Raw genomic sequence first — 21,619 nt, 5'->3', positions numbered from 1 at the left:
AGGTTAACGCGCCTCTCCTGCCATACGTGCGGTGGCGCGGCGGACAATCATGTGCAGAAGGATCGAAAACACGCCCAGCGTCAGCATCGCCGCAAACATCAGGTCCGTCTTGGCGCGGCCATTGGCCAGCAGCATCAGATATCCCAGACCTTGCGATGAACCGACCCATTCGCCGATCACGGCACCGATCGGCGCATACACCGCCGCAAGCCGCATCCCCGAGGCCAAAGACGGCAACGCCGCAGGGATACGGATGTGCCACAACACAGCGCGCTTGCCCGCCTGCATCGTGCGCGCAAGGTCCAGATACCCCTGCGGTGTCCGCATCAAACCGTCAAAAAAGGACGACGTGATCGGGAAATAGATGATCAGCACCGCCATCGCGACCTTGGACAACAGGCCATAGCCCAGCCACAGGGTCAGCAACGGGGCCAGCGCAAACACCGGCAGGGCCTGAGTGAACACCAGCATTGGCTGCACCAGAACCCGTGCGACACGGGAATTGGCCAGCTGCAATGCGGTGACAACGCCAAGCAGCGTGCCGCAGGCAAGACCGATAATGACCTCGATGGCTGTGATCCAGGTGTGTTCTGCAATCAGCCAGCGGTTCTGCCACCAGGTCTCGGCAACCACTGCGGGACCGGGCAGGATGAATTTTGGCAATCCGGTCAGGGTCACGATCCCCTGCCAGATGGCAAGGGCAAACAGGGTTGCTGCCAGAACAGAGAGGGACTTCATACCCCGCCCTCCCGCAACAGCCGCAAAAGCGCGCCTTGTGTTTCCAGCGTCTGCAGATCATCCACGCTGCGCGGGGCTGGAGCAACCGGCGGGTCGCAGGGCGTCAGCCCGTGCTGTGTCATGACGACGATGGATTGCCCCAGACGCGCGGCCTCGCCCGGATCGTGGGTCACCAGAAGGACAGTGCGGCCTCTTAGCGCCTCGGCGGCCAGATCCTGCATATCGGCACGGGTTCGGGCATCAAGGGCGGAAAAGGGTTCATCCAGCAACACAATCGGCCGGTCTTCCATCAGGGTGCGGGCCAGCGCCACGCGCTGACGCTGCCCGCCCGAAAGCTCGGGCGGTTTCTTGGTCATATGGTCCTGCAACCGCATCCGTTCGATCAGGCGGTCACGCCGGTCAACGTCAACTTTCTCGCCCCGCAGCCGCGCGCCCAACGAGACGTTTTGCGCAACACTCGCCCAAGGCAGCAAAAGGTCGTCCTGCGCCATATAGGCAACCCGGTCCGAAACCGGCTGGCCATCGCTGGCGGTGATCCGGCCCGAGAATTCAGCCCCGGTTTCCAGCCCCGCAATCAGCCGCAAGACCGTGGTTTTTCCAACACCCGATCCACCCAGCAGACAGGTCCACGCCCCGGCGTCAAGCGTCAGGGTCAGCGGCGCGAACAAAGTCGCGCCGTCGATCGTGGCTGTACCGCTGATGGTCAGATCGGGCGCCGGGGTCATGGGGTCAGACCCATCTGCCAGAAGTTGACCTCCAATTCCGTCGCCGTACGGAACGTCCGGCACAGACGATCCCAGCGAGGTGACGATTGAAAATCCGCCCCAATCCTTCGTGTTAGAGCCGAATCCAGCAATTCGCCTACGGCGGTGCAGGCGTTCTGATAGCCCTCGTCCGCGTAGGTATCGATCCAGCCACGATAGGATGTGGATGTTGCCTCTGCAGACAGGCGGGTGCCAATCTCACCATATCCCATGACGCAGGGTGCAAGTGCAGCCAGAAGATCCGGCAGATCACCGCTATAGCCCGCCTCGAGAACAAAGCGGGTATAGGCCAGATTCTCGGGCCGTTCAGGCGTTGCAAACAGATCGGACTGCGAAATGCCTTCTGCTTCGCAAATACCGATATGCAGCTTCATCTCTTCGCTGATCAGGCCGTTCACGGTACGCGACGCCGCCAGCATTTCAGCATGTGTTTCCGATTTCACCACGGCCAGCGCCCAGGCGCGCGAGAAGTGGATCAGGAACACGTAATCCTGCCGCAGGTAATGCAGGAACGCCTCGCGTGGCAGCGTCCCGTCTTTCATCCCTTCGACAAAAGCGTGGCGGGTGTAGTCCCGCCACGGCCCCTGCGCCGCATCGCGCATCAGCGCAAAGGCTTTGCCATAATCGCTCATTGCGCGGTGACGTCGATGGCAATGTCACTGACGGGCAGGACAGTGTCGATCATGCCGCTGTCGTTCAGGAATGCTTCGAACCGGGCATATCGGCCAGCGTCAAACCCGGCGGGACGCAGGGCAAAGCGCGGCAGCGTGTCGACCCATGCGCGCGCGTTCAGCTCGTCCTGCAACTCGGGTGATGTGGCCGAGAAGACCTCCCAGCCTTTTTTCGGGTTGTTGACGATGTACTGAGTCGCTTTTTCGGTCGCGGCCAGGAAACGGGCGATCTTGTCTTTGTCCATCGTATCGGGGTTGGCGACATAGATCAGTTCGTCATAAGACGGCACGCCTTCTTCCTCGATATAGAAACAGGTGCCGGGGCGGCCTTCGATATCCATCTGGTTCAGTTCGAAGTTGCGATAGGCGCCAATCACCGCATCCACCTGACCGGTCATCAGCGAGGGCGAGAGTGAGAAATTCACGTTGATCATCTCAACATCATCCAGCGCGACGTCGTATTTGCCAAGCACGGTGCTGAGGATGGCCTCTTCCACACCGGCGACGGAAAAGCCGATTTTCTTGCCCTTGAGGTCAGCGGGCGATTTGATCGGGCCGTCTTTCAGAACCAGCAGGCAGTTCAGGGGCGTCGCGACCAGCGTGCCGACCCGTTTCAGCGGCAGCCCTTCGTGGATCTGCAAATGCAGCTGCGGCTGATAGGATACCGCCAGATCCGCCTGACCGGCAGCAACCAGACGCGGCGGCGCGGACGGGTCGGCGGGGGCAACGACTTCGACCTGCAATCCCTGCTCGGCGAAATAGCCGTTTTCCTGCGCCACGATGATGGGCCCGTGGTCGGGGTTGATGAACCAGTCCAGCAGGACGGTCATCTTGTCTTCGGCCCAGGCCGGCGCGGCGGCCAGAAGGGCAAGGGCTGTCATCAGCTTTTTCATATCTCACGTTTCCTTTTCTCAGGAGGCTGAGGCCGCGACGAGGACAATCTCGCCCGGCCAAATCGGTTGAATTTTCTCGGCAGCGCGCCATGCGCGCAGCCCGGTGGCACAGCAAAGGGCAAGGCGTTGCCCTTTTTTAGAATCTATTATTTGAATTTCTTCGGGTGAAATGCGCGTCGCATTCGGGTGAGCTGGAACCGGCGCTTCGTCCGGGTCACGCAGTTCGACAATCTGGTCTGTCTCCTTCAACTGACTGGCAGAGAGAAAGCGGAAACAGCTGTTCGGTTCCGGCGCGTCATCAAAACGAAACCCGGTGCAGCGCAGGGTTCGCGCATCATATTGCACCATCTGCCCAAGCGGGGACGGGTCAAGCCGCAAGATCAGGTTCAGCGCCATCTGCGCCTGCATGGACCCGATCACACCGACAACGGGGCCTAGAACACCCGCCGTGGCGCAGCTTGCGCCGCTATCCGGCGCATCGGGGAAAACGGCTCGCAGAGAAGGCGCGCTGCCGCAGAAGCCGCCCACATAACCCGAAAGCCCCAGTACCGAGGCGCTGATCAGTGGCTTGCCTTGTGCCAGACAGGTATCCGACAGCAAATAACTGACCGCATAGCTGTCGGCACAATCCAGAATGATATCTGCCTGCGACACCAGATCGGGCGCATTTTCCCCAGTTAGAGCCTGTTTCCTGGAAATCACATCGATTTCGGCATTCAACGCACGGCATCGGTCAGCGGCGCGTTCAGCCTTTGACTGCCCGCAATCTTCTTCTGAAAACAACGTTTGGCGATGCAGATTCGACAGATCAATGATATCACCATCTACAATCGTGATATGCCCCACTCCGGCTCCGGCCAATAGCGGCAGAAGCGGCGCGGCCAGACCACCTGCGCCGACCACCAGAACACGGGCCGCAGTCAGGCGGGCCTGTCCTTCGGCCCCAACCTCGGGCAGCAGCGTTTGGCGGACATAGCGGCTCATCTCGTGACCTCTATCCAAGCACGCACCCGCGCTTCGGGGTCGGTGTTCAGCGTGATGTCCGTGACGGCCGAGACAATGTCGGCCCCCGCTGCCAGCACCCCTGCTGCGCGCTCGACGCTCATGCCGCCAATACCGACCAGAGGAATGTCGCCAACCCGCGCCTTCCATTCGGTCACGCGGGGCAGGCCCTGCTGATGCCATTTCATCTTTTTCAGGATGGTCGGATAGATGGGACCCAGCGCCACGTAATCAGTATCCATGGCCAGAACCCGCTCAAGCTCATCATCGTCATGAGTAGAAACGCCCAGCTTTAGACCCGCTTTTCTGATGGCTTTCAGGTCAGCATCATCCAGATCCTCTTGCCCCAGATGAACCCAGTCACAACCCAGATCGATGGCCTGCTGCCAGTAATCGTTGATCACCAGAACCGCCCCGTAGTCGCGGCACAGATCGCGCGAGGCGGCAATCTGATCGCGCACCACCTCATCCGGCTGATCCTTGATACGTAGCTGCACCAGCTTGACACCCAGGGGCAGCATCCGCCGCAACCAGTCCGCGTGATCGAAGATCGGATAGAAACGGTCCAGCGTCATGACAGGAATGCCTTTCCAACAACAGGGGTCGAAGGTTCGGCCATATCACGCGCCTCGATCGGGTCTGCCTGATGGGCGAGTTGTCCGGCATGGATTGCCTGCGCCATCGCCTTGGCCATCAAAACGGGATCACCGGCACGGGCCACAGCGGTGTTCAGCAGAACGGCGTCATAGCCCAGTTCCATCGCATGGGCCGCGTGGCTGGGCAGGCCGATCCCGGCATCCACCACCAGCGGCGTGTCAGGAAACTCGGCCCGCATCGACCGCAGGGCGTATTCGTTGTTCAGCCCTCGCCCGGACCCGATAGGCGCGCCCCACGGCATCAGCACTTCGCACCCCGCTTCCAGCAGGCGTTCGCCCACGATCAGATCATCGGTGGTGTAGGGAAACACCTCAAACCCGTCTTCGGTCAGGATGCGCGCGGCCTCGACCAGCTGGAACACATCCGGCTGCAAACTGTCGGTGTGGCCGATCAGTTCCAGCTTGATCCATTTGGTATCAAACACTTCGCGCGCCATATGGGCTGTTGTCACCGCCTCTTTCACCGTATGACAGCCAGCCGTATTTGGCAGGGTCAAAACACCCAGCTCGCGGATCATCTGCCAGAATGTCTGACCCGCGCCGGATTCCCGCCGCAGCGATACCGTGGCAACCGCCGCACCGCTTTCGCGAAAGGCCTGTTCCAGAATGGCAGGGCTGGGATATTGGGCGGTGCCCAGCATCAAGGGGTTCGGCAGTTCGATGCCGTAGAACATTCGCATCCTCAGCCCCCCTGCATTGGTGCGACCACTTCGACCCGGTCGCCGTCGGTCAGTTTGTGCGCAATACGCAGGCTTGACGGCACGAAATCTTCGTTCACGGCGGTGGCCACACGGCCTGAGAAGCCGCATTCCAGCAACAGATCCGACAGGGTTTCCGCGCGCACATCGCGCGTCTCGCCGTTAAGCACGATCTTCATCGACCATCTCCGAATGTGTGTTGTCCAATGCCAGATCAGCGACACCCCGCGCCAGTGCAGGGGCCAGCAGATAGCCATGGCGATAAAGCCCGTTGGCATAAATTGTCCGGCCCAATCGCCGGATACGCGGCAGGTTGTCCGGGAAAGCGGGGCGCAGGTCGACGCCGATCTCCAGCACCTCAGCCTCGCCAAAGGCCGGGTTCACGGCATAGGCCGCGCTGAGCAGTTCCAGCATCGAGCGGGCGGTGATGCGGCTGCTGTCCTCAGATTCGATCATGGTTGCGCCCAGCATGTAGACGCCGTCCCCGCGCGGAACGATGTAAAGCGGCATCCGCGGGTGTAACAGCCGCACCGGGCGCGAAAGGGTCACATCGGGGCAACGAAGAACCAGCATCTCACCCTTCACGCCGCGCAGGTCGTGCAGATATTCGCGCGCGTGCAGGCCCCGGCAGTCTATGGCGTTGTCCAGTTGCGCCGGAGCCAGCTTTCGGTGGAATTCCACGCCGGCGCCTTGCAGGTGACGATGCAGATCGCGCAACGCCTGACGAGGATCAAGGTGCGCTTCGTTTTCAAAATACAGAGCTTTACCGAACTTGCTCAGATCAGGCTCTAATTCGCATATTTTCGCCCGATCAACCTCGCTGTACCCTTCGGTTCGGCGCGCAAACCGGCGCAGGTCAGGCAGGTCACGCGCGTTGGCAACAACAAGGGTTCCATGTCTGTTTACCTGCGTTCGCTGCGCCCACCATTCGATTGCTTCCTGCCCCAGCCGCAGCACCGGTTCTTCGGCATTTTCGTACTCACACCAGGGGGCCAGCATCCCCCCGGCCCACCAGGAACACCCATGCGGGCCGGGCGGGCCGCCCGGATCGAAAACCTGCACCTTTGCGCCGCGTGACACAAGCTCGCTGGCCACGGCCAGACCCGCTACGCCCGCACCTATGACCGACCAGAGTGTCATGCGGGCCAGAGCCGGTGGAAATGGTGCACAGGTCCGTGCCCGGCACCAATCTTCAGTTCATCCGCCCGCGCGATGGCCCCTTGCAGATAATCATGCGCCTGCGCGACCGCATCTCTCAGCGGCAGGCCCCTGGCCAGACCGGCAGCGATCGACGACGACAGGGTGCAGCCGGTTCCGTGGGTGTTTCTCGTATTCTGACGCGGGGCCTGAAACGTGGCCACGATACCTGAGGGGTCGACCAACAGATCATGGCAGACATCGCCCGACCCATGCCCGCCCTTCATCAAGACCGCACCCGCGCCCAGATCGCAAAGGGCCTGGCCTTGTGCGGCCATCTCGTCCGGTGATTGCGCCGGTGTCGCATCCAACAAACATGCCGCTTCCGGCAGATTGGGCGTCAGCACAGTCGCTGCTGGCACCATCACTTCACGCAGCGTCCGGACCGCTTCCTGCGCCAACAGCGCATCTCCGGATTTTGCGATCATGACAGGATCAAGAACAACGGGGCCTTTGAACGCTTCCAGGCCTCGGGCCACTGTGTGAATGATCTCTGGCGTCGCAAGCATACCGATCTTAATTGCCTTCACGTCCAGATCGCTCAGCACAGCATGGATTTGAGCGGCAATGACATCCAGCGGAACCCCATGCACCGCAGTGACGGCTTGCGTGTTCTGCGCTGTAATGGCGGTAATGACGCTTGCGCCGAACACACCCAACGCGGACATCGCTTTCAGATCGGCCTGAATCCCGGCGCCTCCGCCACTGTCAGACCCAGCAATGGTCAGGGCAATTGCCGCCATTTCGTTGCTCCATCTTTTTTGGGCAACGAGGTAGGGAAAACGTCTGTGTTCATAAGACCGTTCCCTACGCCGGAATTGCCCGGATCAGGTTCGATGGGTTAGCGCGGCTGCGCCTCTCAGCCCTGATACGGGCACCCCAACGGTTGTCTTGGACAATTTCAGGGTCAGCGGTTGGAATCAAGACCCAATTTGGCAAATGCATTGCCACTTTTGGTCATCTGATAAGGCCAATTGAGTGTCTTTAGGGAGTGTTTTGCGAGGCTCTGCCTCGCGCTCCGGGATATTTAGAGCCAGATGAATAACGGATCCCTGCTTCATCGTCTACGATACCCCAAGTTTGTGGGCGTTTTGGCAATATAGCAATTATTTAGCGTAGAAACACTCTATTTTGTTGTTCGCAAAGTTATCCACACCAAATGATTGACTCAACATCAACTTCAGGGAATCATAGGCTGTCTTGAAGGTGCGCCATCGGGAATCGCTAAACTGCCCGACAGCGCTTTCCTTCAGGCAAACGCAACAGAGGTTGCTTCGACTGTTTGGACTCTGACACTAGAATCTAGTTGTTGGAAACTGTCAAGAGCGGCCTCTCTAATCCGGTAACCCCGGGAAAGGAGGCCAACATGGCCAAAAAAGCACCATGGCATTCAATCAAATCGAATGTTTATCACGACGACACCGAATGCAACACCGGCAACAATATTGAACGCGAAAACTTGCGCTCTGGCACTGGTGGGAAACCTAAATGCCAAGAATGCAAAAGCATCAATAGCCGGTAGGCCAAAAAACGGGTAGGCGGCTTTGGTCGCCTACTCAACTCTTCATACCGTCCCAGAAGGATTTGACGGATGAGAAGAAGCTTTTTGATTCCGGGTGGTTATCTTCGCCCAGGTCATCAAACTCGCGCAGCAGTTCTTTTTGGCGGCTGGTCAGGTTGACCGGGGTTTCGACGGCCAGTTCGATGAACATGTCGCCAACACCGCCGCCGCGCAGCGCGGGCATACCTTTGCCGCGCAGGCGCATTTGCCGGCCCGACTGGCTGCCTGCCGGGATCTGCACCCGCCCACGGCCGCCATCGATTGTCGGAACCTCGATCGATCCGCCCAGCGCGGCCTTGGCCATGCTGACCGGTACACGGCAATAGAGGTTCACGCTGTCGCGTTCGAACAGTTTGTGATCAGACACTTCCACAAAGATGTAGAGGTCGCCCGGAGGGCCACCGCGCATTCCGGCCTCGCCTTCACCTGCCAGACGAATACGGGTACCGGTTTCGACACCAGCGGGGATGTTGACCGACAAGGCGCGATCTTTTTCGACGCGGCCTGCACCTTTACAGGATTTGCAGGGGTTCTTGATGATCTGACCCAGACCCGAGCAGGTGGGGCAGGTTCGTTCGACCGTAAAGAAACCCTGTTGCGCCCGTACCTTGCCCATGCCGGAACAGGTGGGGCAGGTTGTCGGCTCGACCCCGCCTTCTGCACCGGTTCCTTCGCAGGAGGAACAGGCCACGGCTGTCGGTACATTGATGGTTTTCTGCTGACCCGAATACGCCTCTTCCAGCGATACGCGCAGGTTATAGCGCAGGTCCGAGCCGCGCGCGGCGCGTCGACCGCCACCGCCACGTTGCCCACCCATGAAATCGCCGAACAGGTCGTCGAACACATCCGAGAACGCGCTGGAGAAATCGCCCTGCCCAAAGCCGCCGCCAGGTCGGCCACCACCGCCCATGCCGTTTTCGAACGCCGCATGGCCAAAGCGGTCATAGGCCGCCTTTTTGTCGGCATCGCGCAGCACGTCATAAGCCTCGTTGGCTTCCTTGAACTGCGCCTCGGCATCCGGGTTGTCCTTGTTGCGGTCCGGATGCAGCTCTTTGGCTTTCGTGCGAAAGCCTTTCTTGATCTCATCCGCCGAAGCGCCTTTGGACACGCCGAGCACTTCGTAATAGTCGCGTTTTGACATCAGTATTTCCTTCTGCCTCAACGTAAATAGGCCGGCCCGGCATCCGGACCGGCCTACATTGGCCCGGTTACCCGTTAGTTACGCTTGTCGTCGTCCAGATCTTCGAACTCGGCATCGACGATATCGTCATCACCATGTGCGGCATCTGCCGCGGCAGGCTCGTCCTCGGCCTCTTCGGACTGCGCCTTGTAGATGGCCTCACCCAGCTTCATCGCTGCTTCGGTGACGTTCTGGATGCCAGACTTGATCTTGTCGGCATTGTCGGTTTCCAGCTCGTCCTTGAGTGCGGCGATCGCCAGTTCGATAGCTTCGATCGTGGTCGGGTCGACCTTGTCGGCATGCTCTTCCATCGACTTTTCGGTCGAGTGGATGAGGCTTTCCGCCTGGTTCTTGGCGTCGACCAGCTCGCGGCGTTCCTTGTCGGCTTCCGCGTTCTCTTCGGCGTCCTTGACCATCTTTTCGATGTCTTCGTCGGACAGACCGCCCGATGCCTGGATAGTGATCTTCTGTTCCTTGCCGGTGCCTTTGTCTTTGGCCGAAACCGAGACAATGCCGTTGGCGTCGATGTCGAAGGTCACCTCGATCTGGGGCATGCCACGCGGTGCGGGCGGGATGTCTTCGAGGTTGAACTGACCGAGGATTTTGTTGTCCGCAGCCATTTCACGCTCGCCCTGGAACACGCGGATGGTCACGGCGTTCTGGTTGTCCTCGGCGGTCGAGAAGACCTGAGACTTTTTCGTCGGGATCGTGGTGTTGCGGTCGATCAGGCGGGTGAACACGCCACCCAGCGTCTCGATGCCCAGCGACAGCGGGGTTACGTCCAGCAGAACCACGTCCTTGACGTCGCCCTGAAGAACACCGGCCTGAATGGCGGCACCCATGGCAACCACTTCGTCCGGGTTCACGCCTTTGTGCGGCTCTTTGCCGAAGAACTTCGTGACCTCTTCGATCACTTTCGGCATCCGGGTCATACCACCGACCAGAACAACTTCGTCCACGTCAGCGGCCGACAGACCGGCATCTTTCAGAGCAGCCTGGCACGGCTTCATCGACTTCTTGATCAGGTCACCGACCAGGGATTCCAGCTTGGCACGGGTCAGTTTCATGACCATGTGCAGCGGCTGACCGTTCGAACCCATCGAGATGAACGGCTGGTTGATCTCGGTCTGCGAGGTCGAGCTGAGTTCGATCTTGGCTTTTTCCGCGGCTTCTTTCAGACGCTGCAGGGCCATCTTGTCAGCAGACAGATCGACACCGTGTTCCTTTTTGAACTCATCCGCCAGGTAGTTGACGATGCGCATGTCAAAGTCTTCACCGCCCAGGAAGGTGTCGCCGTTGGTCGATTTGACCTCGAACAGGCCGTCGTCGATTTCCAGAATGGTCACGTCGAAGGTACCGCCACCAAGGTCATAGACCGCAATGGTTTGGGTTTCCTGTTTGTCCAGACCATAGGCCAGTGCGGCAGCAGTCGGTTCGTTGATGATCCGCAGCACTTCCAGACCGGCGATTTTACCGGCGTCTTTGGTGGCCTGACGCTGTGCGTCGTTGAAGTATGCCGGAACGGTGATGACCGCCTGCGTGACTTCCTCACCCAGATAGCTTTCCGCGGTTTCCTTCATCTTACCCAGAGTGAAGGCCGAGATCTGGCTTGGGGAGTATTTTTCACCGCGGGCCTGAACCCATGCGTCGCCATTGCCACCATCAACGATGGTATAAGGCACCATTTTCTTGTCTTTTTCGACTTCGGCATCATCCACACGACGGCCGATCAGGCGCTTGACGCCAAAGATCGTGTTGTCGGGGTTGGTGACCGCCTGACGCTTTGCAGGCTGACCGACCAGTCGCTCATCTTCAGTGAAGGCGACGATCGAGGGCGTGGTCCGCGCCCCTTCGGCGTTTTCGATAACCTTCGGCTGCGAACCGTCCATGATGGCCACGCACGAGTTTGTGGTCCCGAGGTCAATCCCGATTACTTTTCCCATTTTTGCAATCCCTTTCTCTTCAAGGCGATGTCTCGACGACAGGACCCGTTACGGCATCCCGCCCCCGATCTGATGTGCGCGACAGCACTACCATCGCGCGTCCCGGCGTATATAAGGGCGAGACCAGAGGCCTGCAAGCACCGTAGAACGCAGGTTTTAGGGATTCTGATGCCTTTTTTGGCAAGGAATTGGAAAGGATTGGGGTTTCTGGAATGGCGCGATTGGTTTTGCGGGGGTTCGATATCAGGAAAGGTTATCTTGATCCTGAGGCCCAGTCGCGGGTGATCGCGGATTTGCGCCCGATTCTGAAAGCTGCGCCCCTGTTCCGGCCTGTTACCCCCTCGGGCAAGGAGATGTCGGTTCGGATGACCTCGGCCGGTGATCTGGGTTGGGTGACCGACAAGGCAGGATACCGATATCAGGATCAGCACCCCAAAGGTGGAATATGGCCGGAAATCCCCGCCACCATTCTGGATATCTGGCGTGATCTGGTCAGCACCGAGCGGGCCCCCGATTGCTGTTTGGTCAACTATTACGGGGAAGGCGCAAAAATGGGCCTGCACCAGGACAAGGACGAGGCAGATTTTTCATGGCCCGTCCTGTCGGTTTCGCTGGGCGACGATGCCTTGTTTCGGATTGGCAGCACGACGCGCGGCGGCAAGACCGAGTCGATCTGGCTGAGCTCGGGGGATGTGGTTGTCATGGGTGGTCCGGCGCGGCTGGCATATCACGGTGTGGATCGGATCAGGTTCGGATCCTCGCGCCTGCTGCCCAAAGGCGGGCGCATAAATCTTACGCTGCGGGTGGCGCGTTAGCGGCGCGCATTCCAGCTTTTCGACACGTGCTGACGGGTAAAGAACTCACCCATAAGACCGATCATCAACAGGGCGATTCCAACCCAGGCCGCGTATTCCCAGCTGGTGTTTCTTGGATAATAGTTGCGGAACACGAACCCGCGGGTCTGGTCGATGATGTGAAACAGCGGGTTCCAGGCAAACATCATCAACAGCCCGCCACCCAATGCGTTCGCAATGAACATCTTGCCGGAAAACACCATGTTCAGACGGCGATATATATTGGTTAGCATCGAAACGGTCGTCGGGGCCCACGGTTTCAACGCCATGAACACAAGCCCCACCGCGCAGCCGGTAAACCAAGCCAGCACCAGCATTGCGAAGGCGCCGCCGGGGTTCTGCACCTCAAGCGGAGCAACCGCGACACTGTAGACGAACAGGATGATGAACATGGCCAGCAGAAACTTATAGAATGTGCTGAAGGCCGCCGCGAGAATCGTGACCATTACGTTCATCGGCGAATGCAGCATCATCGGGTTATTGGATGACCCAACCCCGGAAATCGCGCCAATCGATTGTATGTGCAACATGAACGGGAACACGCCCGACAGGACATACAGCAGAAATTCGCCCCTGATCCTGGCGACCCCGCCCCGGCCCATCAGCGACATGAGCAGATAGAACGTGACCATCATCACCAGCAATTGCACAACGTTGAGCAGGATCGCGATCACCGCATTCGGATGCTGCGCGCGCACGTTCCGCACCACCGCGTGGAACACCAGTTCCGCAGTCGTCAGTGCACCGCCCAGCAGCGTTTGATTGCGCTTGTAATAGAACACTTAAAGGGTCTTTCCTGCCTCGTCGTCCCTAACCTGGCATGAATATCTTGCCGTTCGGTAACCGTCGCATCATAAGTCGGTCACGAGTTTGGATCAACAAACCACAGGAACGGAGCATTTTTGTGACCTACGACGCGCTTATTCCCGTCATCCGGCGTCTGGCCCTTGAGGCAGGCGACAGGATCATGGAAATCTACGAGGCAGACGATTTCGACGTCAAAGTCAAATCAGACTCCAGCCCTGTGACCGAGGCGGATGAGGCAGCCGATGCGCTGATTTCAGCCGGGTTGCGTCAGGCGTTCCCCGATATCCTGCTAATCACCGAAGAACAGGCCGCCTCGCATTCCGAAAAAGGGGATACCTTTCTGATCGTCGATCCGCTGGATGGCACCAAGGAATTCATCAACCGTCGTGGCGATTTCACCGTCAACATCGCGCTAGTCGAGAACGGAACACCGACACGGGGCGTGGTCTATGCCCCGGCGCGGGGCCGCATGTTCTATACGCAGGCCGATGGTCAGGCAGTCGAGGAAACGGGCGCGTTTGACAAGGATGCACCCGGCACCCTGACCCCAATATCAGTCTCTAACCCGGACAATTCCGCGCTTTTGGTCGTGGCCTCAAAATCGCACCGGGATCAGGCCACCGAGGATTACATCAACAAGTATCAGGTCAAGGACAGCAAAAGCGCGGGATCGTCTCTCAAGTTCTGTCTGGTTGCGACGGGCGAGGCGGATCTTTATCCGCGGGTCGGGCGCACGATGGAATGGGATACGGCGGCAGGGCACGCGGTACTGGCCGGGGCCGGAGGCCGGGTTGTGCGGTTTGACGATCACGCGCCACTTGTCTATGGCAAAGAGGGCTATGCGAACCCGTTTTTTATCGCGTACGCTCCGGGTGTTAAGCTGAAGGAGGCCTGATGTCAGTTCTGATCGCCATCCCCGCGCGCTATGCCTCGACCCGGTATCCGGGCAAGCCTTTGGTGCCGCTGACCGGCGCGACCGGCGTTTCGATGACACTGATCGAACGGTCCTGGCGGGCGGCCACTTCTGTTGCGGGCGTGGACCGGGTTGTGGTCGCAACCGATGACGACCGCATCCGCGAACTGTCCGAAGGCTTTGGCGCCGAGGTGGTGATGACCTCGGAAAACTGCCAGAACGGCACCGAACGCTGCGCCGAGGCGCACAAGGTTCTGGGCAGCGGATATGACATCGTGGTCAACCTTCAGGGCGATGCACCCCTGACACCGCATTGGTTTGTCGAAGACCTGATCACAGGGCTGCGCGCGGCACCCGACGCTGGCGTAGCCACACCCGTCCTGCGTTGCGACGGGGACGCTTTGAACAGCCTGCTGAACGACCGAAAACATGGCCGTGTTGGCGGAACAACCGCCGTGTTCGGGCGCGACAACAGCGCGATGTATTTCTCGAAAGAGGTCGTGCCCTTCACGTCAGAAACCTTTGGCGGGGATGAACCCACGCCGGTGTTTCACCATGTCGGCGTCTATGCCTATAGGCCTGATGCGTTGGCGGCCTATCCGGGCTGGCCAACAGGCCCTCTGGAAAAGCTGGAAGGTCTTGAACAGCTCAGGTTCATGGAAAATGGCCGCAAGGTTCTGTGCGTCGAGGTTGACGCCAAGGGCCGTCAATTCTGGGAGCTGAACAACCCGCAGGACGTGCCCAAGATCGAAGAGATGATGGCCGCGATGGGGCTGGAATAGCCGGTTTTTGCCCATGACGCCCCGCGGTTTCCATATCTCGATGACAGGCAATCTGGTTCCAAAGGACGTTTCATGAAACCAATCCTCGTGACCGGTGGTGCCGGATATATCGGGTCGCATGCCTGCAAGGCGCTTGCGCAGGCGGGTTATGTTCCCGTGACCTACGACAATCTGGTCACCGGCTGGCAGGATGCGGTGAAATACGGGCCGTTTGAACAGGGCGACCTGTTGGACCGGGCACGCCTGGACGAGGTATTTGCCAAACACAAGCCGGTTGCGGTGATGCATTTTGCGGCGCTCAGCCAAGTGGGCGACGCGATGCGGCAGCCCGGTTTGTACTGGTCGAACAATGTGACCGGATCGCTGACGCTGGTCGAGGCTGCGGTTGCGGCAGGCTGTCTGGATTTCGTGTTCTCGTCCACATGCGCCACATATGGCGAACATGACAATGTGGTTCTGGATGAAGCCACCGCCCAACACCCGCTGAATGCCTATGGTGCATCAAAGCGCGCGATCGAGGACATCCTGAGGGATTTCGAAGCGGCCCATGGGCTGCGCCATGTCATTTTCCGGTATTTCAACGTTGCTGGTGCCGATCCCGAAGGCGAAGTGGGCGAGTTTCACCGGCCTGAAACCCATCTGATCCCCCTGATGCTGGACGCGATTGATGGCAAGCGCGAGGGTTTGACCGTTTTTGGCACCGATTACGATACGCCGGACGGCACATGTATTCGCGATTATGTCCATGTCTGTGATCTGGTCGACGCACATGTTCTGGGGCTGGGCTGGTTGGAACAGGGTAAAGAAAGCCGTGTTTTCAATCTGGGCACCGGCTCGGGGTTTTCCGTGCTTGAAGTGATCGAGCATTCCAAATCCGTCACCAACCGCCCTGTGCCATATTCGGTCGGCGCCCGACGGGCGGGCGATTGCACCAAGCTGGTGTCCGGTTCCGTCCGCGCCCAAACCGAACTGGGATGGAAGCCGAAAAGGTCAACGTTAGAGACGATGATTGCGGATGCCTGGCGCTGGCATCAGAACGGCCACTACGAGAAATGAGGCCCCTGTGATGTCCAATACGGTTCAGACACTTCCTGATATCGGTTGGCGACAGGAATACCGGTTGCGCTGGAAACGGCGACGCCTTCTTTGGCGCTCGATGCGCAGCCGACATCAACTGACCTGCCTGAAAGATCAGACAAGCAGGATACGGGGCGGCGACGTGCTGGCCTTTACCACCTTGCGCAATGAGATTACCCGCCTACCCTGGTTCTTCCGTCACTACCGCCAGCTGGGCGTGAACCATTTTCTGATCGTCGACAACGGCAGCGATGACGGCTCGGCTGACTACCTGCAAGGGCAACCGGATGTGTCCCTTTGGCAGACCCGGTCCAGCTATCGCGGATCACGCTTTGGGCTGGACTGGCTCAGCTGGCTACAGATGCGTTACGGCCATGGCCACTGGTGCCTGATGGTCGATGCGGATGAGTTGCTGGTTTATGCCCGGCACGACCGCCATTCCCTGCATGAGCTCACAGAATGGCTGGACCGGCAGGGGCGGGTCGGGTTTGGCGCTTTGATGCTGGATCTGTATCCAAAAGGGCCGTTGGGCGGACAAACCTATGACCCGGAAACGGCCCCGATCGAGGTGCTGAACTGGTTTGACGCAGGCCCGTATCGCGCGCAGCGGCAAAGCCCGATGGGAAACCTGTGGGTTCAGGGCGGCGCACGCGAGCGGGTGTTTTTTACCCAAACGCAGCAGCGATCCCCGACACTGAACAAGATCCCGCTGATGCGCTGGTCGCGGCGATATGCCTATGTAAACTCGTGCCATTCCGCCCTGCCCCGCCGCCTGAACGCAGTGTATGACGGGCCAAGCGGCGACACCCCGTCCGGCGTTCTGCTGCACACTAAATTTCTGCCGGACATTATTGAAAAATCTAAAACTGAAAAGCTGCGCCGCCAGCATTTTCATGACCCGAACCAGTTCGCTGCGTATTACGATCAGATATTCAATCAACCAGACATGTGGACCCCGCACTCGGTGCGCTATACCGGCTGGTCGCAGTTGCTGGAAATGGGGCTGATGCGCGACGGCGGCTGGCGTTGAAAACAAATCGAGGGGGATCAACGGCACCTTTACCATTTCCGGGGTTTAAAAAAGTTGCCTCAGAAGAGGTAGAAGTGGCATAAACCCACAATGTCCTGTCGCACCAGCGGTCACGGCAGGTTCGGGGAAAGCTCGCGTCATAATAAAGGTTGGGCAGTCGCGTGAGCCTGTTTGATTCATACAAGATGAGATTGCGGCGCAAGCGCCGTATTCTGCGCTGCCTCAGACGTCGGCGCGAACTTAAGCCCGCCAGCACCAACACGTCTGCCATCCGCCGTGACGATATCCTGTTGATGAGCGTTGTGCGAAACGAGAAAATTCGCCTGCCCTACTTTCTGGAATATTACCGCAAACTGGGCATCGACCATTTTCTGTTCATCGACAATGACAGCGATGACGGCAGTTTCGAATTCCTGAAAGAGCAGGCCGATGTATCGGTCTGGCGGACAACAAGCAGCTACAAACGTGCAAGCTATGGTCTTGACTGGTCGAATTACCTATTGCGCAAATACGCGCATGGACATTGGGTTCTGAGCGTCGACCCGGATGAGTTTTTCATCTACCCCTTCTGCGACACCCGCCCGATCCGCGCCTTGACAGACTGGCTGGACGGAAGCGCCGTGCGCAGCTTTGGCACCATGCTGATCGACATGTATCCCGAAGGGCCTGTCGATGCCGAAACCTATCGCGAGGGGCAGGATCCCTTTGAAATCGCACGGTGGTTCGATCCGGGGAATTACACGATCACCAAGAACCCCGATTACAAGAACCTGTGGATTCAAGGGGGCGCGCGGGCGCGGGTGTTCTTTCGCGACAAGCCATCCAAAGCCCCGGCACTGAACAAGATCCCGCTGGTCAAATGGGATCGGCGGTATGTCTATGTCAGCTCGACCCACTCGCTTTTGCCGCGCGGACTGAATCAGGTTTACGACGAATGGGGTGGGGAAAAGGCCAGCGGTTCGTTGCTTCATGCCAAGCTGATCGACACCCTTGGCGACAAGGCACGCGAAGAATTGCAGCGCAGCCAGCACTATAGCGGTTCTGGCGAATACAAGGCCTATGCCGCACAGCTTGAAGACAAGCCCGTATTCTGGTGCGAATGGTCTGAGGCCTATATCAACTGGCGGCAGCTTGAGATTCTGGGCCTGATGTCAAAAGGAAACTGGGCATGAGCGGTCTGGGCATCGTCATGTTGGTTCATACCTCGCTGGACCGGGCCGAACAGGTCGCGCGCCATTGGACCGCTGCCGGATGCCCGGTTGTGATCCATGTGGATCGCAAGGTGCCCGGTGAAGAATTTGCGCGATGCGTCGCGTCCTGTTCCGACAACCCCCGGATCGCATTTTCTGACCGGCATCAATGCGACTGGGGCGGGTGGGGCATCGTTGCTGCTTCACAAAGCGCGTCCGAACTGATGCTGGAGCGGTTTCCGGAAACGCGCCACATATTCCTGTCGTCGGGGGCCTGCCTGCCGCTGCGCCCGGTTCAGGAGCTGATCGATTACCTGGCCGACCGGCCCCGTGTCGATTTCATCGAAAGCGCGACAACGTCTGATGTCAGCTGGACAATCGGCGGGTTGGATCATGAACGGTTTACGCTGCGGTTCCCGTTTTCCTGGCGAAAACAGCGCGGATTGTTCGACGCATATGTAAAGCTTCAGCGCGCGGTCGGGTTTCGCCGGAAAATCCCCGACGGTTTGGTCCCGCATATGGGCAGCCAGTGGTGGTGCCTGACCCGTCAAACACTGTCTGCCATTTTGCAGGACCCCAAGCGCAAACAATATGACAGTTACTTCCGCCATGTTTGGATTCCGGATGAAAGCTATTTCCAGACATTGGCGCGGCTGTATTCTACACATATCGAGAGCCGATCCCTGACCCTGTCCAAGTTCGACTATCAGGGCCGCCCGCACATCTTCTACGACGACCATCTGCAATTGCTGCGGCGGTCAGACTGTTTTGTTGCCCGCAAGATCTGGCCCCGTGCGGAACGGCTGTATCAGGCGTTTCTGACCGATCAAGCAAGTGCGATGAAACCGGCCGAACCCAATCCCGGCAAGATTGACCGGGTGTTTTCCAAGGCGGTCGAGCGGCGGACACGGGGGCGTGACGGGCTGTACATGCAAAGCCGGTTTCCCCGGCACGGCAGTGAAAACGGCCTTACCTCGTCACCCTATTCCGTATTTCAGGGCTTTTCCGAACTGTTTGAAGATTTCGAAGAATGGCTGGCCGCGGCCACTGGCACACGCGTGCACGGGCACCTGTTCGGACCCGAGCGTGCAGAATTTGCAAAGGGTGAAACCATCACAAACGGTGCGCTCAGCGATTGTGCTTTGCTGCGGGATTACAATCCGACGGCCTTTCTGTCGAACCTGATCTGGAACACACGCGGCGAACGCCAGTGTTTCCAGTTCAGCCCCCGCGACACGCAGGACATCAACTGGTTTCTGGCGCGGGACAAGAATGCGCAAATCTCTGTCATCACCGGGGCCTGGGCAATTCCGCTGTTCCGGTCGAACCTGAACTTCTCGGACATCCGGAGCGAGGCCGCGCGTCTGCAACAGATCGAAACCAAACAGCTTGAGGTTTTGACCTCGGTCTGGACCAAGGCGCGGATGCGCAGCTGGTCGCTGGCCGATTTCCTTGAAGCACCGATGGAGCCCCTGCAGACAATCCTGGACGAGATTGGCGCGCATCAGTCCAGCCACCTGACAGAAGCGCCCACAATGGTCGATCTGTCCGGCTTCGGGAAGTTCCTGCAAAACCTCAAGAACCAGGGTATGCACCCTTACCTGATGGGCGATTTTCCTTCGGACGATGTGTTCGGCCGTCAGACGAAACCCTATCGCAAACCCTATCTGGTGCAGTAATTACCCATGCCAGCCAATTTTGATTACTTCGTTGTTCTGGCTGCCATGCGCACAGGGTCGAACCTTCTTGAGGCCAATCTGAACGCGCTGGACGGGGTTTCCTGTCATGGCGAAGCCTTTAACCCGCATTTTGCCGGCAACCTGAAGTCCGATACCCTTCTGGGTCTGTCGCTGGAAGACCGCGATGCAGATCCGATGCGACTGTTGAAGGCAATCCGGTCGGCACCGGGTGGCTTGAACGGTTTTCGGTATTTCCAGGACCACGATCCGCGCATTCTGAAGCCTGTGCTGAATGATCCGCGCTGCGCCAAGATCATTCTAACACGCAATCCGCTGGACAGTTTTCTGTCCCTGAAAATCGCGCGCACCACGCAGCAATGGCTGCTGAAGAACGTGAAGCGTCGCGTCGATGCACAGGTCGCTTTCGACGGGGTTGAGTTTTCTGAGTATCTCGATCAGGTCCACGGCCACCAACACATGTTGCAGCGGCATTTACAGAAGACCGGGCAAACCGCTTTTTTCATCACCTATGACGACCTGGCCGAGTTGGACGTTCTGAACGGTCTGGCCGCATGGCTGGGGGTCGAGGCGCGGCTGAGCAAGCTGGACGATACTCTGAAACCGCAAAACCCGGCACCTGCCGTATCGAAGGTCACCAACCCCGATGAGATGCAAGACGCCCTGTCCAAACTGGACAGGTTCGGATTGCACCAGCCTTCCCGTTTCGAACCAAACCGGGGGGCGGCAGTACCGCAATACATCGCCGCAGCCGGATCAGCATTGATGTATTTGCCCATTCGCGGCGGAGTAGAGCCTGTTATTGCGCAATGGATGGCCGACATGGATGGCTGTTCTACGGACGATCTGGTCACAAACCGGAACCGCAAGGAAATCCGCGCCTGGATGCAAGACCACCCCGGACACCGGAAGTTCACCGTGTTGCGCCACCCGCTGGCACGGGCGCATTCGGCGTTTTGCCAGTACATTCTGGATACCGGGCCGGGCAGTTACAAGATGGTTCGCAATTACCTGCGCAACCGCCTTGACCTGCCGATCCCCGGGCAGGTGCGCGACACCAATTACTCGGTCGAACAGCATCGGGATGCGTTTCTGGCGTTCCTCGGGTTCCTGCGCATGAACCTCAACGGTCAGACGCCGATCCGCGTTGACGGGACGTGGTGCAGCCAGTCCCGCACGCTGGATGGTATTGCCAGCTTTTTGATGCCGGACCTGATTCTGCGGGAAGAAGAGCTGACCACGGCTCTGCCGGATCTGGCCCGCTCAACAGGCCACCCCAATCCGCCGGTTCCCGGCCCGTGCGCGCAAGATGTTCCGTTTACGCTGGATCAGATCTATGACGAACAGCTTGAAGCGCTGGCATCCGAGGTCTACCAGCACGACTATGAAACATTCGGGATTGCAGCGTGGGCGCCTGTGCCCCCTAAGGGCGCAGGGTGATCAGCGTCCCTCGGTTGACCATCGCATAGATTTCTTCGATCTCGTCATTCTTGACCGCGATGCATCCCGCGGTCCAATCCGGAGTTTTCTTGGCGCGTTTGAACTCGGATCGTAGATTTGGCTGCCCGTGAATGAAGATGTCCCCACCGGGATCAACTCCCGCAGCCTTAGCCTTGGCGATGTCCTGAGAGTTGGGATACGATATCCCGATAGACAGGTGATACCGGCTGTTGGGGTTGTGCCGATCGATCAGGTAACTTCCTTCGGGCGTGCGGCCGTCTCCGCGTTTGGTTTTTGTGCCCTGCGGCGCAAATCCCAGATCCACATCATATTCCTTGAGGACTTTTTCGTGGTGCAACAAATAAAGTTTGCGCGCGCCCTTGTTGACCACCAGCGAGGTGACCTCGGGCCCATCATAAGTCAGAAAATTTGGTCGGGCTGATGCACAAGCCGATAGGCCCAGCGTTGCTACCGCCCCCAATCCGAATGCTCGACGATCCATGTTTCACTGCCTGCTTTGTTTTTT

General features: G+C 58.9%; 22 protein-coding genes and 1 riboswitch. Of the genes, 8 read left to right on the top strand and 14 right to left on the bottom strand.

Annotation, left to right across the window (positions count from 1 at the left end; genetic code table 11):
* Window positions 1-3: 3 nt before the first annotated feature.
* The 12 genes from ACR0DY_RS11325 to dnaK all read right to left on the bottom strand — a co-directional run bounded on the left by ACR0DY_RS11325 (window position 4) and on the right by dnaK (window position 11,303).
* A complete protein-coding gene (locus ACR0DY_RS11325) occupies window positions 4-738 on the bottom strand; it encodes an ABC transporter permease (protein WP_480486978.1) in 735 nt (244 codons plus the stop codon).
* Window positions 735-1,463, bottom strand: a complete 729-nt coding sequence (locus tag ACR0DY_RS11320; protein WP_480506890.1) for an ABC transporter ATP-binding protein — start codon at window positions 1,461-1,463, stop codon at window positions 735-737. Before ACR0DY_RS11320 ends, ACR0DY_RS11325 begins: the two co-directional genes overlap by 4 nt.
* Complete coding sequence (tenA, locus tag ACR0DY_RS11315; protein WP_480546057.1) at window positions 1,460-2,134, bottom strand: thiaminase II; 675 nt, start codon at window positions 2,132-2,134, stop codon at window positions 1,460-1,462. Before tenA ends, ACR0DY_RS11320 begins: the two co-directional genes overlap by 4 nt.
* Complete coding sequence (locus tag ACR0DY_RS11310) at window positions 2,131-3,066, bottom strand: ABC transporter substrate-binding protein (RefSeq protein WP_480898295.1); 936 nt, start codon at window positions 3,064-3,066, stop codon at window positions 2,131-2,133. The genes tenA and ACR0DY_RS11310 overlap by 4 nt, the downstream gene beginning before the upstream one ends.
* An 18-nt stretch (window positions 3,067-3,084) precedes the next feature.
* Entirely contained in the window at window positions 3,085-4,050 is a 966-nt protein-coding gene (locus ACR0DY_RS11305) for a HesA/MoeB/ThiF family protein (RefSeq protein WP_480538352.1), read from the bottom strand.
* Window positions 4,047-4,643, bottom strand: coding sequence for a thiamine phosphate synthase (locus tag ACR0DY_RS11300; protein WP_480486970.1), 597 nt, complete (start codon window positions 4,641-4,643; stop codon window positions 4,047-4,049). The genes ACR0DY_RS11305 and ACR0DY_RS11300 overlap by 4 nt, the downstream gene beginning before the upstream one ends.
* A complete protein-coding gene (locus ACR0DY_RS11295) occupies window positions 4,640-5,404 on the bottom strand; it encodes a thiazole synthase (RefSeq protein ID WP_480898292.1) in 765 nt (254 codons plus the stop codon). The genes ACR0DY_RS11300 and ACR0DY_RS11295 overlap by 4 nt, the downstream gene beginning before the upstream one ends.
* A gap of 2 nt (window positions 5,405-5,406) precedes the next feature.
* Window positions 5,407-5,601, bottom strand: a complete 195-nt coding sequence (thiS, locus tag ACR0DY_RS11290) for a sulfur carrier protein ThiS (RefSeq protein WP_209506920.1) — start codon at window positions 5,599-5,601, stop codon at window positions 5,407-5,409.
* Entirely contained in the window at window positions 5,585-6,562 is a 978-nt protein-coding gene (gene thiO / locus ACR0DY_RS11285) for a glycine oxidase ThiO (RefSeq protein ID WP_480546062.1), read from the bottom strand. Before thiO ends, thiS begins: the two co-directional genes overlap by 17 nt.
* Window positions 6,559-7,362, bottom strand: coding sequence for a bifunctional hydroxymethylpyrimidine kinase/phosphomethylpyrimidine kinase (thiD, locus tag ACR0DY_RS11280; protein ID WP_480546063.1), 804 nt, complete (start codon window positions 7,360-7,362; stop codon window positions 6,559-6,561). The genes thiO and thiD overlap by 4 nt, the downstream gene beginning before the upstream one ends.
* A gap of 44 nt (window positions 7,363-7,406) precedes the next feature.
* A riboswitch (TPP riboswitch) is annotated at window positions 7,407-7,511 on the bottom strand.
* A gap of 664 nt (window positions 7,512-8,175) precedes the next feature.
* Window positions 8,176-9,321, bottom strand: a complete 1,146-nt coding sequence (gene dnaJ / locus ACR0DY_RS11275; protein ID WP_480538354.1) for a molecular chaperone DnaJ — start codon at window positions 9,319-9,321, stop codon at window positions 8,176-8,178.
* A 74-nt stretch (window positions 9,322-9,395) separates the two neighbouring features.
* Window positions 9,396-11,303 (bottom strand): molecular chaperone DnaK, encoded by a 1,908-nt coding sequence (gene dnaK / locus ACR0DY_RS11270; protein ID WP_480482473.1) that lies wholly within the window; start codon window positions 11,301-11,303, stop codon window positions 9,396-9,398.
* 212 nt (window positions 11,304-11,515) lie between these two features.
* Here dnaK and ACR0DY_RS11265 point away from each other — a divergent pair, with 212 nt between their 5' ends.
* The gene (locus ACR0DY_RS11265) at window positions 11,516-12,118 is read left to right on the top strand and encodes an alpha-ketoglutarate-dependent dioxygenase AlkB family protein (protein ID WP_480546065.1); all 603 of its coding nucleotides are present in this window, start codon (window positions 11,516-11,518) and stop codon (window positions 12,116-12,118) included.
* Here ACR0DY_RS11265 and ACR0DY_RS11260 read toward each other — a convergent pair.
* Window positions 12,115-12,939 carry an ABC transporter permease gene (locus ACR0DY_RS11260; protein WP_267364436.1) on the bottom strand — a complete coding sequence of 275 codons (825 nt, stop codon included), beginning with the start codon at window positions 12,937-12,939 and terminating at the stop codon, window positions 12,115-12,117. The two genes, ACR0DY_RS11265 and ACR0DY_RS11260, sit on opposite strands and share 4 nt — an antisense overlap.
* A gap of 122 nt (window positions 12,940-13,061) precedes the next feature.
* Here ACR0DY_RS11260 and cysQ point away from each other — a divergent pair, with 122 nt between their 5' ends.
* The 7 genes from cysQ (at window position 13,062) to ACR0DY_RS11225 (ending at window position 21,093) form a co-directional block, all read left to right on the top strand.
* On the top strand, window positions 13,062-13,859 hold the full coding sequence (gene cysQ, locus ACR0DY_RS11255) for a 3'(2'),5'-bisphosphate nucleotidase CysQ (protein ID WP_209506913.1): 798 nt from the start codon (window positions 13,062-13,064) through the stop codon (window positions 13,857-13,859).
* Window positions 13,859-14,659, top strand: coding sequence for a 3-deoxy-manno-octulosonate cytidylyltransferase family protein (locus ACR0DY_RS11250; protein ID WP_480482481.1), 801 nt, complete (start codon window positions 13,859-13,861; stop codon window positions 14,657-14,659). Before cysQ ends, ACR0DY_RS11250 begins: the two co-directional genes overlap by 1 nt.
* A 72-nt stretch (window positions 14,660-14,731) precedes the next feature.
* Window positions 14,732-15,715 carry a UDP-glucose 4-epimerase GalE gene (galE, locus tag ACR0DY_RS11245; RefSeq protein WP_480482483.1) on the top strand — a complete coding sequence of 328 codons (984 nt, stop codon included), beginning with the start codon at window positions 14,732-14,734 and terminating at the stop codon, window positions 15,713-15,715.
* Between the two features lie 10 nt (window positions 15,716-15,725).
* On the top strand, window positions 15,726-16,766 hold the full coding sequence (locus ACR0DY_RS11240) for a glycosyltransferase family 2 protein (RefSeq protein ID WP_480546066.1): 1,041 nt from the start codon (window positions 15,726-15,728) through the stop codon (window positions 16,764-16,766).
* A gap of 185 nt (window positions 16,767-16,951) precedes the next feature.
* Window positions 16,952-17,938 (top strand): glycosyltransferase family 2 protein, encoded by a 987-nt coding sequence (locus ACR0DY_RS11235; protein WP_480482893.1) that lies wholly within the window; start codon window positions 16,952-16,954, stop codon window positions 17,936-17,938.
* Window positions 17,935-19,635, top strand: a complete 1,701-nt coding sequence (locus ACR0DY_RS11230) for a DUF5927 domain-containing protein (protein WP_480898288.1) — start codon at window positions 17,935-17,937, stop codon at window positions 19,633-19,635. Before ACR0DY_RS11235 ends, ACR0DY_RS11230 begins: the two co-directional genes overlap by 4 nt.
* A gap of 6 nt (window positions 19,636-19,641) precedes the next feature.
* Window positions 19,642-21,093 carry a nodulation protein NodH gene (locus ACR0DY_RS11225; protein WP_480546068.1) on the top strand — a complete coding sequence of 484 codons (1,452 nt, stop codon included), beginning with the start codon at window positions 19,642-19,644 and terminating at the stop codon, window positions 21,091-21,093.
* On the opposite strand, the gene ACR0DY_RS11220 is transcribed toward ACR0DY_RS11225, so the two are convergent.
* Entirely contained in the window at window positions 21,077-21,595 is a 519-nt protein-coding gene (locus tag ACR0DY_RS11220; RefSeq protein WP_480486947.1) for a L,D-transpeptidase family protein, read from the bottom strand. The two genes, ACR0DY_RS11225 and ACR0DY_RS11220, sit on opposite strands and share 17 nt — an antisense overlap.
* Window positions 21,596-21,619 lie beyond the last annotated feature (24 nt).

The sequence above is a fragment of the Ruegeria sp. O6 genome, from assembly GCF_056535045.1.
The sequence above is the reverse complement of the archived record's forward strand: the minus strand, read 5'-3'. Positions and strand labels throughout refer to the sequence as shown.

Coding starts and splice junctions, on each gene's coding strand:
- ACR0DY_RS11325 (WP_480486978.1), bottom strand. CDS start 738: ATGAAGTCCCTCTCTGTTCTGGCAGCAACCCTGTTTGCCCTTGCCATC.
- ACR0DY_RS11320 (WP_480506890.1), bottom strand. CDS start 1,463: ATGACCCCGGCGCCCGATCTGACCATCAGCGGTACAGCCACGATCGAC.
- tenA (WP_480546057.1), bottom strand. CDS start 2,134: ATGAGCGATTATGGCAAAGCCTTTGCGCTGATGCGCGATGCGGCGCAG.
- ACR0DY_RS11310 (WP_480898295.1), bottom strand. CDS start 3,066: ATGAAAAAGCTGATGACAGCCCTTGCCCTTCTGGCCGCCGCGCCGGCC.
- ACR0DY_RS11305 (WP_480538352.1), bottom strand. CDS start 4,050: ATGAGCCGCTATGTCCGCCAAACGCTGCTGCCCGAGGTTGGGGCCGAA.
- ACR0DY_RS11300 (WP_480486970.1), bottom strand. CDS start 4,643: ATGACGCTGGACCGTTTCTATCCGATCTTCGATCACGCGGACTGGTTG.
- ACR0DY_RS11295 (WP_480898292.1), bottom strand. CDS start 5,404: ATGCGAATGTTCTACGGCATCGAACTGCCGAACCCCTTGATGCTGGGC.
- thiS (WP_209506920.1), bottom strand. CDS start 5,601: ATGAAGATCGTGCTTAACGGCGAGACGCGCGATGTGCGCGCGGAAACC.
- thiO (WP_480546062.1), bottom strand. CDS start 6,562: ATGACACTCTGGTCGGTCATAGGTGCGGGCGTAGCGGGTCTGGCCGTG.
- thiD (WP_480546063.1), bottom strand. CDS start 7,362: ATGGCGGCAATTGCCCTGACCATTGCTGGGTCTGACAGTGGCGGAGGC.
- dnaJ (WP_480538354.1), bottom strand. CDS start 9,321: ATGTCAAAACGCGACTATTACGAAGTGCTCGGCGTGTCCAAAGGCGCT.
- dnaK (WP_480482473.1), bottom strand. CDS start 11,303: ATGGGAAAAGTAATCGGGATTGACCTCGGGACCACAAACTCGTGCGTG.
- ACR0DY_RS11265 (WP_480546065.1), top strand. CDS start 11,516: ATGGCGCGATTGGTTTTGCGGGGGTTCGATATCAGGAAAGGTTATCTT.
- ACR0DY_RS11250 (WP_480482481.1), top strand. CDS start 13,859: ATGTCAGTTCTGATCGCCATCCCCGCGCGCTATGCCTCGACCCGGTAT.
- galE (WP_480482483.1), top strand. CDS start 14,732: ATGAAACCAATCCTCGTGACCGGTGGTGCCGGATATATCGGGTCGCAT.
- ACR0DY_RS11240 (WP_480546066.1), top strand. CDS start 15,726: ATGTCCAATACGGTTCAGACACTTCCTGATATCGGTTGGCGACAGGAA.
- ACR0DY_RS11235 (WP_480482893.1), top strand. CDS start 16,952: ATGAGATTGCGGCGCAAGCGCCGTATTCTGCGCTGCCTCAGACGTCGG.
- ACR0DY_RS11230 (WP_480898288.1), top strand. CDS start 17,935: ATGAGCGGTCTGGGCATCGTCATGTTGGTTCATACCTCGCTGGACCGG.
- ACR0DY_RS11225 (WP_480546068.1), top strand. CDS start 19,642: ATGCCAGCCAATTTTGATTACTTCGTTGTTCTGGCTGCCATGCGCACA.
- ACR0DY_RS11220 (WP_480486947.1), bottom strand. CDS start 21,595: ATGGATCGTCGAGCATTCGGATTGGGGGCGGTAGCAACGCTGGGCCTA.